Origin of the sequence: Rivularia sp. UHCC 0363, assembly GCF_034931125.1 — a bacterium.
In the GTDB taxonomy this organism is placed as follows: domain Bacteria; phylum Cyanobacteriota; class Cyanobacteriia; order Cyanobacteriales; family Nostocaceae; genus Rivularia.
In genome coordinates this window covers 27,439-39,854 of record NZ_JAYGHM010000025.1, presented here as the reverse complement: position 1 = coordinate 39,854, position 12,416 = coordinate 27,439, and the positions used below count along the sequence as shown (strand labels likewise).

9 protein-coding genes are annotated in these 12,416 nt (G+C 38.3%); 4 read left to right on the top strand and 5 right to left on the bottom strand.

The features are described from left to right. Positions 1-10: 10 nt before the first annotated feature. Together VB797_RS15805 and plsX are read right to left on the bottom strand one after the other, a co-directional pair. Positions 11-1,003 carry a beta-ketoacyl-ACP synthase 3 gene (locus VB797_RS15805; protein ID WP_323238660.1) on the bottom strand — a complete coding sequence of 331 codons (993 nt, stop codon included), beginning with the start codon at positions 1,001-1,003 and terminating at the stop codon, positions 11-13. A gap of 125 nt (positions 1,004-1,128) precedes the next feature. Next, a complete protein-coding gene (plsX, locus tag VB797_RS15800; RefSeq protein WP_323238659.1) occupies positions 1,129-2,151 on the bottom strand; it encodes a phosphate acyltransferase PlsX in 1,023 nt (340 codons plus the stop codon). Between the two features lie 873 nt (positions 2,152-3,024). On the opposite strand from plsX, the gene VB797_RS15795 reads away from it, so the two are divergent. Then, positions 3,025-4,338, top strand: a complete 1,314-nt coding sequence (locus VB797_RS15795) for a D-alanyl-D-alanine carboxypeptidase (RefSeq protein ID WP_323238658.1) — start codon at positions 3,025-3,027, stop codon at positions 4,336-4,338. A gap of 213 nt (positions 4,339-4,551) precedes the next feature. On the opposite strand, the gene lptC is transcribed toward VB797_RS15795, so the two are convergent. From lptC to metG, 3 genes are all read right to left on the bottom strand, one after another. Continuing rightward, complete coding sequence (gene lptC / locus VB797_RS15790; RefSeq protein WP_323238657.1) at positions 4,552-5,715, bottom strand: LPS export ABC transporter periplasmic protein LptC; 1,164 nt, start codon at positions 5,713-5,715, stop codon at positions 4,552-4,554. Positions 5,716-5,929: 214 nt separating this feature from the next. Continuing rightward, complete coding sequence (locus tag VB797_RS15785) at positions 5,930-6,562, bottom strand: NYN domain-containing protein (protein ID WP_323238656.1); 633 nt, start codon at positions 6,560-6,562, stop codon at positions 5,930-5,932. 258 nt (positions 6,563-6,820) lie between these two features. Beyond that, the gene (gene metG / locus VB797_RS15780) at positions 6,821-8,413 is read right to left on the bottom strand and encodes a methionine--tRNA ligase (protein WP_323238655.1); all 1,593 of its coding nucleotides are present in this window, start codon (positions 8,411-8,413) and stop codon (positions 6,821-6,823) included. 695 nt (positions 8,414-9,108) lie between these two features. Between metG and VB797_RS15775 the strand changes: the two genes are divergently transcribed. The 3 genes from VB797_RS15775 to VB797_RS15765 all read left to right on the top strand — a co-directional run bounded on the left by VB797_RS15775 (position 9,109) and on the right by VB797_RS15765 (position 12,306). Beyond that, positions 9,109-9,921 carry an alpha/beta hydrolase gene (locus tag VB797_RS15775; RefSeq protein WP_323238654.1) on the top strand — a complete coding sequence of 271 codons (813 nt, stop codon included), beginning with the start codon at positions 9,109-9,111 and terminating at the stop codon, positions 9,919-9,921. Between the two features lie 220 nt (positions 9,922-10,141). Continuing rightward, positions 10,142-10,753: an SH3 domain-containing protein gene (locus VB797_RS15770; protein WP_323238653.1), complete on the top strand. Its 612-nt coding sequence runs from the start codon at positions 10,142-10,144 to the stop codon at positions 10,751-10,753. 323 nt (positions 10,754-11,076) lie between these two features. Then, positions 11,077-12,306: a hypothetical protein gene (locus VB797_RS15765; RefSeq protein WP_323238652.1), complete on the top strand. Its 1,230-nt coding sequence runs from the start codon at positions 11,077-11,079 to the stop codon at positions 12,304-12,306. Positions 12,307-12,416: the final 110 nt, after the last annotated feature.

Below are 12,416 nucleotides of genomic sequence, written 5' to 3'. Positions count from 1 at the left end.
TAACTCCTCCTTACCTTCCCCATTTAAAAATCGCTGCACCCCAGGTTAATCCAGCCCCAAAACCCGATGCAGCAATAGTATCTCCGGATTTAATTTTGCCCGATCGCACAGCTTCATCCAATGCAAGAGGTATTGAAGCAGCAGAAGTATTGCCATAACTAGCAACATTGCTGATTACTTTTTCAGGTGGAATAGAAAGACGTTCGGCAACCGCATCAAGAATGCGTTGGTTGGCTTGATGTAATAGCAGCCAATCCACTTGTTCAACAGTTAGATTGGCACGGAATAAAGCTTTGTCAATAATTTCCGGTACTCGCTTTACCGCAAAACGATAAACCTCTTTGCCGTTCATCGTCACATTGCCAAAATTCCCTTTAGAGATATTTACACCTTCAACCAGTTCTTGCGATCGCGGTATATAGGCAAGGTTCAAACAGCTATTAAGAGTTCCATCACTTTTGATTTCAAACCCTAACAAACGGTCTTCTTTATTCGCTTGCATTACAGCAGCCCCAGCACCATCCCCAAATAATATACAGGTACGTCTATCTTCCCAATCCACCCAACGGGAGAGGATATCCGCTCCAATTAAAAGTACATTTTGAAATACACCCGTTCTGATATATTGAGCGGCAGTTACTAACCCAAAAACAAAACCAGAACAAGCCGCAGTCAAATCAAATGCCACCGCTCTACTTGCTCCTAATTGAGCTTGAATCGCAGCAGCACTACCAAACAAGTCATCAGGGGTAGAAGTTGCTAGCAAAATCAGATCCAAATCTTTTGCTTCGACTTGTGCCATTTCTAATGCTTTCAGACCAGCAGCAGTACCGATTGAAGTAACCGATTCGGTGGCTGTTGCCAACCGACGCTGACTAATTCCCGTTCTTGTGGCAATCCATTCGTCTGATGTTTCAACCAGCTCGCTTAGCCCCCGGTTATCCAAGAAGGTTTCTGGCACTGCCGAACCACTTCCTGTAATTGCTATACCTAAATTTTGCACTCACTCTCTCCACAGCTATGCGCTAGAAGGACTGTTGAAAATCGTTTCGATAAAAATCGTTAGCCTATAGTGAAGTTTAAAACTGCTGACTATAGACTATTGATATTTATTACTATTTGGCTAAATCATAAAACGCCTTTTTCGCTCAGATTTTGAGAGTGAATGCGTTGTAATACCTGATTATCTACAGCTTCTTTTGCTAAACGAATAGCATTGAAAATTGAAGGAGCTTGGGAGCTACCATGACCAATTACACATATGCCGTTTACACCTAAAAGTAAACCACCACCATGTTCTGCATGGTCGATCCGCTGCTTAAGTCGTTTCAGGTTTGGTTTTAAGATAGAACAGCCAAGTTGACCGCGCAATCCTTGGGGTAATTCTTCGCGAATAATTTGCAGCAAAATATCCCCAACTGCTTCGGCAAATTTTAATAAAACATTGCCTACAAAACCATCACACACAATCACATCAAAATCGCCTGAAAGCACATCGCGTCCTTCGGCGTTGCCAACAAATGTAATGTCCGGATTTTCACTTATCATTTGGTAAGCGCGGATGGCAACATCATTGCCTTTGCACTCTTCCTCACCGATATTCAATAAACCTACCTTGGGTTGTGTAACACCCAGAACATACTGAGAATAAGCCGACCCTAAGACGGCAAACTGTTCCAAAAATTGAGGACGACAGTCTACGTTAGCGCCAACATCAAGTATGAGGACTTGTTTGCTAGCAACCATCGTCGGGAATACTGCACCAATTGCCGGACGGTCAATACCCGGAAGTCGTCCCAAACGAAGCAAAGCTGCTGCCATCGCCGCACCAGAATGACCGGCACTAATGACAGCATCTGCTTGTCCCTGCTTGACCAAATTCATCGCTACGTTGATAGAAGCCTTTGGTTTGCGTCTAATGCCGCTTAAAGGTTCCTCATCCATTGCGATCGCGCCTTCTGCGGGGACAATTTCTACTTGTTCCGATTTTATTGATGATGGCAATATAGGTTCAATATCTTGGGGAGAGCCTACCAAAAAAGCTTTTACACCCAGTTCTTCGACAGCTCGCAGTGCGCCAGCCACGATTTCTCCGGGTGCATTATCTCCTCCCATTGCATCAATAGCGATTCTTACGCCAGTCGATCCCATTGCTCAGAGCTTCCAGAAACCTTACAAATTTTACCAGATGCCTCTGCTAGTCGCAGCTTTATTTTTAGCTACCAAATCCTACTTTTATCAAGTAAGGCATCAACTTTTACTTTTGCTCAACATAACATGAATTTGCCTCTATCACTCTACTCTCCAGTCCTTAGTGGTGGATGTTTGGGGCAATACAATCGGATGGCTAAGAAAAAAAAGATGATTCCTGATGCAAAAATTGTCTTAAGCACTTTTGTTCTAAATTGCAATAAAAAAATTATGTCGTTAACAATTGCATTGCGGCAGTTGTATTTTTCTTCACAAAGGTTGATATATTGCATCGTCAAATAAAATACTAAAGGATTCTTTCCCAGCTAAAATCCAAAAATTAATCAAATTTGCCTGATTTACTGCTGGATATCCAGAAGATATTCACAGCTACTACAGCGCAATCATTTAAAATAGGCGTTCCCATTATTTATTTGTCAGCAATCTATACCGTTGAGCGAATAAATTTATTTATAGATATATTAAGCTAAAAAAAAGTGAACACTAAACGATTCGATACTCTACGGAAACAATCAGAATTAATTAGCAAAACAGTTAAAGAGATAAATATATTCTTGAATTCAGTTGAAAACACCTAACTTAAACTGGTATTTTTCACCGATCGCAACGAGAAGTGTGATAATAAAACCCGTTGTGCGAAAAATTTAGGCATAAGGTATGCACAAAGGTTGAGGTAAATTGTACAAATTTGTTATATGACCCTCTTCCAGAAGCAACGATCGGCAGCTATGATTACGAGCATACGAATGGGTTTGCAATGCGTGCGTAGTATCACAGCAGCAATGGTAGCGATAACTTGTATAGGAGTCAAGGATGCTGGAATTATTCGGTTCGGGTTTAATTTCTTTGTGGTTAGATATGGCAGGAGTCCAAGTTCAGCCAATGCAGGCAATTGATACCTTGGCTTGGCAAGCTGGTCCTGGCTTGGCTCTTGCACCCGATCCAAATCCAGCCAGAAATAATACAATCCGAGAATATCTTAAAGAACTAGAAACATTAAAATTAATCAAACCCGAACAAGCCTCTATTCAAGGTATTTGGATACAGTCAGGTCCGATGCTGATGGCTAGCCATGAAGCGACTAAACCTCTACCTGCTGCCTCTTTAACCAAAATTGCTACTTCACTTACCGTACTCAAACATTGGGGCCCCGACCATAAATTTGAAACTTTGCTCGGTGCTACCGGACCGATTAAAAATGGTGTTTTAGAAGGAGATCTTGTAGTTAATGCTAGCGGAGACCCTCTGTTTGTCTGGGAAGAAGCAATAACTATTGGTAATGCGCTCAATAAAATGGGCATCAAGCGCGTTAATGGCAATTTAATTATTGTTGGTAAATTCGCGATGAATTTCCAACGCAATCCCCAATTAGCTGGACAAGCATTCCAAACCGCACTCAATTCAGCCACCTGGTCTAGGAATATAGCTCTGCAATACTCGCGGATGCCAAAAGGTACCCCGAAACCCCAAGTTGTCATTACTGGAAAAGTTGAAGCTCAAGAAGAAGTCGAATCCTCTGTAACTCCCTTAATACGTCATTACTCATTACCGACCAAAGAATTAATTAATGAAATGAACGTTTTCAGCAACAACGAAATGGCTGAAATGTTTGCAGAATCGGTAGGAGGAGCAAGCGTAGTTCAGTCAACTGCGGCACAACTTGCAAGAGTACCCCAATCGGAAATTCAATTAATTAATGGTTCCGGACTCGGACAAGAAAATCGGATTTCAGCAAGGGCTGTTACTGCAATGTTGATGGCAATTCAGCGTTTAGCAGCCTCCCACAACCTAACCGTAGCCGACTTTTTCCCGACTTCTGGCTTAGATTATCGCGGCACAACTTCTGCTAGACACATCCCTAAATATACTGCTTTCAAAACTGGTACTTTAAGCGATGTCAGCGCTTTGTCTGGAGTAATGCCGACAAAAAATCGTGGTTTAGTTTGGTTTACGATTATTAATAAAGGTACATTTGTACCGGGTTTTCGTTCCCAACAGGACAAATTATTGCAAGCAATGCTTAAACAATTGGAACCAACAACCGCTTCTACTGATGTAAGTCCGACTTCTGGGAAGAAAACAATACCTGAGTTAGGTAAAGCAAATCATAATGAAGTATTGTATTAAATCAATTAACAATTATCAGTCAATAGGTTCAGTTAAAAATATTTAACAGTTACGACGTAAGTCCCCCATCTGAATTTATTCTTGTTCCCAGGTTCCACCTGGGAATACAGTTTGAGAGGCTCTGACTCTCGTATCTTTAAAGGCAGAGCCTTTAATAATATGTTCCCAGCCAGAGTCTGGGAACCAGTTTTATAATTGATTATTGATAGTTATTTATTGTTTATTGTTCAATTGTGGAATAATTTCTGTAAATGCGCGATCGCCATTCCCCCCCTTAACTACCACGTTTTCTGTTTGCAAATTACCAGTAGCCGTATCGCCTTTAAAAGTAAATTTCGGGCTTGTTTGTCCGTATGTTACATTTCCAGAAGCTTCTACTAACTGTTTGTCTAAATACCAAATTAAATTATCCGACTCGATTGACTGACCTTTTTGTCCAACACCTTTAACATTACCTTGGACATACACTGTTTTTTGTTCAATTTTTAATTCACCCCGATTCCCACTTACAGTTACGTTTTCAGCTTGATGTACTACTTTCAAAGGCGCATTTGTTTTAACTGTTTCGGCTTTTATATTCCAAGTCATGGAGTTACTAGCTATTTGCACCAAGGGGTTTAGTAATTCGATAAAAGCATTTTTTGTAATATTAACAATTTCAGTTTTTAAGAAGATCTCAGCCGCATCTCCCCTACCGCGATCGGTAATTTTATTATCCTGGAAGCGGTCAATTTGCATGGAGCGATCGCCAATTAATTTTTCCTGTTTAACCATCCAGATTAAATGCTCGGTTCGCATTTGCAAATTGGGTTCTACCGATTTGGCTACAACTCCCCCATAAAAATCAATCTGTTGTTCGCGAGTTTTAACTTTGGCTTCTTGAGCGACTGCTTGCAATTGTTTGTGAGTGCCGGTAAGTTGATTGCGAACAATTAATAAGTCTTCTTTAGGTCGCCATTCTAATTCGTTACCCCGCAGCACAACACCGTTTGCAGGGTCTGTAGCAACAATTTGACCTTTAAGAAATAACTGCTTGCCATCTTGCCTAATGTCAGCTTTTTGCGCCGTTATTTTATAAACTATTTTACCGTCTTGATACAGTTCACCATCTGGATTTACAGCTTCACCAATTTGTTTTTCTTTGGTATATTTAGCCTGTTTAGCGTTTACTTTCCAAATTGGTTGACCTTTTTCGTCAAACTGTTCTAAAGCTACTCCTTGAAAAGTAAATTTACTTTCGTCATCTTGGACTGATTCGGTTTCCGAAGGTTCTTCTTCAATACTAGGCTTCTTAGCTCCGCAGCTAACTAATGTCAACGTATAAAAGGCACTTAATATAACTGATAAGCTAAAAACCCGATAATTTAAACTTTTCATCCTGTTTCTATAAGAAATTTGTTTGAGTCATACTTCATTCACAGACCAAGAAAAATTTAATATTATCCATTCCTTACAATTAAGATGCGTCAGTAGTAAAGCTCACTGACGCATCTAATAAAAGATGAATTTTAGATGATTTATGTTTCTTTGTTCATTGATTATGATTTGTTTCCTCTTCTTGCCAATTCACCTATCCTTACTTAATTCAGCTTTAATCCTGAACTTCTAATCGAGGATTTGCCATCTCAGTAGATTGTTCTAAAAAACTCATTTCAGGTAATGGTCGATAGGGATATCCTTGACGAGGTGTCTTTTGAATATCATCTTTGATCGCTTCTAAATCAATGTAGCGGTCGGAAACGTTAATTAAGCTGTCGCTAGTCATTGATCGCAAACTAACTACCTCTACTCTCACACCGCGATAGCTAACCGAATTGACTGCATATGCTAAATCTCCATCACCGCTAACTAAAACCGCAGTGTCGTAGGAATCTACCAAAGCCATCATATCTACTGCTATTTCTACATCTAAATTGGCTTTTTTCGATCCATCTGGTAGCTGTACCAAATCCTTGGCTATGACTCTATAACCGTTGCGTCGCATCCACAACAAAAATCCCTGCTGCTTCTCATTTGTCCGGTCTACTCCCGTATAGAAAAATGAGCGCAACAATTTAGAACCACCTGTCAATCTAGAAAGCAGCTTTGTGTAATCAATTTCAATTCCTAACTGTAGCGCTGCGTAAAACAAGTTTGAGCCATCAATAAATATCGCTACACGACCCCGATTTTCTAAAACTTGTTCTGGTGTAAATATGGACTCTTCTTGTAAATTATTCAACATTCTTCTGATACCTCATTTTTTATTTTTACAATTCGTTTGTTATTTTTGTAATCATTGAAACCTATTACTTACATATATACGTAAGTTTCGGCAATTTATGGCGATCGTTCAAGGCTAAATGTTTATAATATTGATCGCCTCGATCAATTAAATTTCTGTAAATCGATTTTGGATTTTAAATTTACGATTTTCTCTACATAATGAATTTGATGGTTGTTGCTAGAGATACAATCTAAAATCTCAAATCGAAGTTGATTTTTATCGATCCAATTCAATACTTTGAAAGATTGGCTTGGCTTCACCTAACTGTTGTTCGCTACTTAACAATCCCCAGTTTCCATGATTAGCAAAGGGTGCGGCCTTTGCAGCCTCTATTTGATTATTGAAATCAATTCCAAAACCTAGTTGCTGGTATATATCACTACTAATATTTGGAATTACGGGGGAAAGTAGATAAGCTGCCAACCTTACTGATTCTAAAACAACGTACAAAACTTGATCTAATTCTTGCTGTTGCCCTTGTTTGTATAATGACCAAGGTGCTTGTTCGTCAATATACTTATTACCAGCTTGCGAGAATCGGAGAACAGCAACAACGGCTCGGTCGAAAGCTAAAACTTCATAACTAGCTTTAACTTGTTCCCCTAACTGCAAGCCGATCGCTTTCAAGGGATTATCTTCGGGAACGTTTTCGTTTGTAATTGACGGTATTCCCGCACAATATTTTTTGACCATGTTTAAAGTGCGATTCAACAAATTACCTAAATTCTTTGCCAAATCTGCATTTAGAACCTCAATGAATCTAACTTCATTAAAATCGCCATCTTTACCAAAACCGATTTCCTTAATAAAGTAATAACGAACTGCATCTGCGCTATACTTTTCTACCAAGGCTACGGGGTCAATGGTATTTCCCAGACTTTTACCCATCTTCTGACCATCTTTGGTCAAAAAACCGTGTCCAAATACTCTTTCTGGTAATGGTAAATTGGCACTGATCAACAGTGCGGGCCAGGAAATCGCATGAAAGCGTAAAATATCTTTACCTATTAAATGCAAATTTATCGGATACCATTTAGCTAAAGCATTTTCTAATGTTGGTTCATCTTCCGGTTCGAGTAACGCTGTTAAATATCCCAGCAAAGCGTCAAACCAAACATATAAAGTATGCTTTGGGTCATTGGGTACTGGAAAACCCCACTCTAAGTTCACCCGCGAAATCGAAAAATCTTGTAACCCTCCTTTAATAAAGTTAAGAATTTCGTTCCGCCGACTTTCTGGTTGAAGAAAATTTGGTTGCGAGCTATACAATTCTTCTAATGCCATTTGATATTTTGACAACTTGAAGAAATAATTTTCTTCATCTCGCCACTCTACTTCTTTGTTGGTATGGATAGGACATAAATTTCCTTCTAGCAGTTCGCGTTCTTCTTTAAATTCTTCGCAGGAAACGCAATACCAACCTTTTTGCTGACCAAGATAAATATCCCCGCTTTCCCAGAGTCTTCCAAAGAACTCTTTTACTATTGCTTCATGCTTTGGATTAGTTGTGCGGATAAAGCGATCGTATTGAATATTGAGCAATTTCCATAAAGATACAAATTCCGTAGAAATTTGGTTAGTAAATTCTTGGGGTTGCAAGCCTTTACTTTCTGCTGCTCGCTGAATTTTTTGTCCGTGTTCGTCAGTTCCCGTTACAAAGAGTACTTCAAGACCTAAAAGCCTCTGAAATCGCGCCACTACATCTGCTGCTATTGTGGTGTACGCACTGCCGATATGAGGCAAATCGTTTACATAATATAGCGGTGTCGTCAGTGCAAATGTATTTTTTGTATTATCCACTAGACTCATGCAAAAATAAAATTACTTCTAAAAAAAACCGTTTTCTATCTGACATTTTCAGGTAAAACCAAGTTATTATACAATATTGCTTATGCTTTTTCAACCCGCAATTTTATGTTAACAAATTAATTTACTTATGGTTTATTTGAACATAAGTATAAGTTAAGTTAATTATTATCTAAAAAATAGATTTATTGCCAAATTATTAATTAATCTTTTGTAAATGATTGTTAGTCTTAATACAAATTATTTGCACTAATTATATTTTTTTAATTTATATAAGAGATAAAGTTTTCTATCTTCAGACATTCAAATTGTAAAAATTCCATCAAGTTAAATTGAAATATTATTGTAAAATTTATATTGAATTATAACTCTGGATAATTTACTGCTGACTCGAACGCGATTAAGCTCGCTATTCACAACAATATTTAGCTACTATAAGAATTTATCCCGATCAAATACATACTTGTGTTCGGGTAGCGTCTCTGATAGGAGAAGAGAACACTTGTATAGCACTCAGTGAAATGACCGACTCACTTGCATTTATGTGCATACCAGGAAAAACAGCCAAGAACTATAGTAAGAGAAACTATTGACTTATTTATGTGGGTTTCAATTAGATTGATATCAAAGTATTTTCACGAAAGTGCTTTTTTCAAAACTAACCACTAAGAACCCTATTGACAATTAACTACTAAGTGATGAATAGACCAAAAGTCAGACTACAGCCATGTTTCCTCGTTCCCAAAACAATACGCTCAGAATATCCGCTATTCATATATTTGCCAGGGATGGATGGTAGTGGTCAACTATTGCGAACCCAAACTGATGGTTTAGAGGCTACTTTTGACGTGCGCTGTTTGGCAATACCGCGAGACGACCTGACAAGCTGGGATGAGCTAACCAATAGCGTGTTGAAGTTAATTTATGCCGAACTCAAGACCACTCAAAGGTCGGTGTATCTTTGTGGAGAATCATTCGGGGGTTGTTTAGCGCAAAAAGTTGCGATCGCAGCACCTCATCTCTTCAAACGGATAATTTTGTTAAATCCAGCTTCTAGCTTTCGGATTCGTCCTTTTTTTTACTGGGGTTCGCAATTTACCGACTTGGTGCCTAACTTTTTTTACGATGTAGGCGCTTTAGGATTATTACCTTTTTTGGCTTCATTACCAAGAATGAGTAGCAGCGATCGCCAAGAACTTTTGAAAGCAATGCGGTCAGTTCCACCCGAAACCATTCGTTGGCGCATATCACTACTTAGAGAATTTTATATTGATGAGTATAAACTAAGTCAGTTAACTCAACCGATTTTATTAATTGCTGGTGCTAATGATCGACTTTTACCTTCTCAAACAGAAGCTTTAAGGTTAGCCAATGTTTTTCCTAGTTCTAAAATTATCATACTTCCGGAAAGCGGACACGCCTGTTTATTAGAAAAAGACATTAATCTTTACGAAATTATGCGTGAGAATAAATTTTTGGAATGCAGTAGCGAAATTAAACATAGAGCTTGAAGCCTAAGATAGTTTTTTCGATTCCTACTCCCTACTCCTTACTTTTGACATTTTTAACCAAACTTAATTAACTATTAATCACAAAAAAAATAATTGTAACTAAGTCTACTAGTTTGTTCCTATACTCAATAGTTAAACTTTCCTCTACGGGTTCTGGTGTTGATACACACAAGTTCCTTATTTGCATTGGACATACATAAACCTAGGGGAACAAACTTTTATGCATATTATAGGAATTTTCTTTTTTTCTTTTGGCATATTACTAATTTTGTTTGGAATTTCTATTTTTACTCCACTTTTCTCATGGTTCGGGAAAAGGTTAAATAGTTCTAACTCTAGTTTTGTGAATTATAATCAACCAAATTCAATCCGTACAGCAAGTTTGTTTATGGGTATTTGCTTCTTTGTTTTCGGAATATTCATTGCATTTGCTAGTGCTGCACTTTTAAATAATTGGAATTCACCTGTACAACAAACAGTCTCACCACAAACACCGCTATTTGAGATTCCGATGCATGCTGGGAAAAATCCTCCAACTCCTTATATGAAAACCAATCAATCTGAATATAAATTAAATTGTCCACCAGATAAAGATGTTTTAAATATGCGTGTAAAAGCAAATTTAAATGCACAAATCATTGCATTAATTCCATGTGATGCAATTGGAATTCAAGACAAAAAAGAAAGATATTTTGAAGATGGAGTAGAATGGTTTCTCGTAGAATATCAACAAAATACTGGATGGGTTGCCGGTAAATATCTGGAAATACAATCTGCTGACTTTGATCGAACTACTTTATATTCCAAATTAGTCGCAAAAAAAAGACCCTGACTTCAAGTCAGAGTCCTATCATGGTGCATCTACAGTTTTTATATTCATAGGAAATATCTTCTTGTCCGTATACTCAACTAGGAGGTTTCGATGTTTTTAAGAAAAATTTATATAAAACCCAGTCTTTTTAAAGTTTGTACAAACATAAGTATTTGTAGATACATATATTATCAACCTGCTTGATATTAATCCTACTATTAGAAAATAATATTTATACATTACGTTATAGCTGAATTGTGCTTTTAGGAGGATGTTTAGAGAATCGCCGCTCAGTTATAGATTAAATAGAAAATAATTTTATATCTATAACTAGGTATTTTTCAATGTCAGATAAAGCCGATCAAAAGCCAGTTGAATCAACCTCAACTTCAGAAAATAAATTAAAAACACCATCACAAAAAGATCATACATCCCCTTTAGAGTCCCTAGCTAGAACAGTAGGTGAAGTAGGAGGGACTATTACCGATACAGCTTTAGGAGTAGGATTTATTGTTGGTGGTAGCGCAATAGATGCTGGTTCGGCTGTCGTTTCAACCGTTGGATCTGTAGGGGAAGCAGCAGCAAAACAAACCCACAGAATCGTCGAACAAGCAACCGTTACAGCAGGACAAGTAGTCACTCATATTTCCAATAACTGGCTGATTCGCAAACTAGCCGGAGTCTTAAACTTAAACTGGCTTGTCGGTGCTAGCGATCGCGTCGATCTAGTCAAAGCAGAAGCAGCAGTCAAACACCTCAAACAAAAGTACCCCAACGAATTACCCAGTCAACTTGCTCACCGCATCATGGTCGAACAAGCAGTCAAAGCCGGAGGAATTGGTTTAACCACAAGTCTGATCCCAGGTGCTGCTGTAGCGCTGTTAGCAGTTGATTTAGCCGCAACCACAGAATTACAATCAGAAATGGTTTATCAAATTGCATCTATCTATGGGTTAGATTTACAAGACCCCGCCCGTAAAGGTGAAGTATTGGCAATTTTCGGTTTAGGATTAGGAGGTGGTCGTCTGTTGAAAACAGCAGGACTACGATTATTGCAAAATATCCCTTTTGCCGGTGCGGTAATTGGTGCTAGTGCTAACGCGACAATGATTTTTTCTTTGGGATATGCTGCTTGTAGATTTTACGAAACCAAATTAGACGCATCAAAATCTTTAACTAGCGAAGAGACAATAGAGAAATTACAGCAGCAAAGCGAAAACTATCTGCAAACAGCGATCGCGCAAGAAGCCGTCATGGATCAAATCTTAGTACACATGATTCTTGCCAGTCATCCCGAACAAACTTGGTCAGAAATATCACCGCAGTTACAAGCATTAAATCTCAGTTCCAAATCCTTAGAAGCAATCGAGCAAAACATCAAATCTCCCCAACCCTTGGATACATTGCTCAACCTGCTTAACCGCGATTTTGCAGCACCTTTATTAGCCCAGTGTTATCGAATTGCCAAATTAAATAACGAAACTTCCCCAGTCGAACGAAATATAATTAACGCCATTACAAACAAATTTGATCTTGATACCAATTCCATAAAATCAGTAGTCAATAATCAATAAAAATTGGACAAGGGGACAAGGGGACAAGGGGATGGGGAGATGGGGAGACAAGGAGACAAAGGGAAAATCTAAAATCCAAAATCTAAAATCCAAAATCTAAAATCCAAAAC

Bases quoted from the DNA above. Each gene is read 5' to 3' on its own strand.
- plsX (WP_323238659.1), bottom strand. From the start codon at position 2,151: ATGGGATCGACTGGCGTAAGAATCGCTATTGATGCAATGGGAGGAGAT.
- VB797_RS15795 (WP_323238658.1), top strand. From the start codon at position 3,025: ATGCTGGAATTATTCGGTTCGGGTTTAATTTCTTTGTGGTTAGATATG.
- lptC (WP_323238657.1), bottom strand. From the start codon at position 5,715: ATGAAAAGTTTAAATTATCGGGTTTTTAGCTTATCAGTTATATTAAGT.
- VB797_RS15785 (WP_323238656.1), bottom strand. From the start codon at position 6,562: ATGTTGAATAATTTACAAGAAGAGTCCATATTTACACCAGAACAAGTT.
- metG (WP_323238655.1), bottom strand. From the start codon at position 8,413: ATGAGTCTAGTGGATAATACAAAAAATACATTTGCACTGACGACACCG.
- VB797_RS15775 (WP_323238654.1), top strand. From the start codon at position 9,109: ATGAATAGACCAAAAGTCAGACTACAGCCATGTTTCCTCGTTCCCAAA.
- VB797_RS15770 (WP_323238653.1), top strand. From the start codon at position 10,142: ATGCATATTATAGGAATTTTCTTTTTTTCTTTTGGCATATTACTAATT.
- VB797_RS15765 (WP_323238652.1), top strand. From the start codon at position 11,077: ATGTCAGATAAAGCCGATCAAAAGCCAGTTGAATCAACCTCAACTTCA.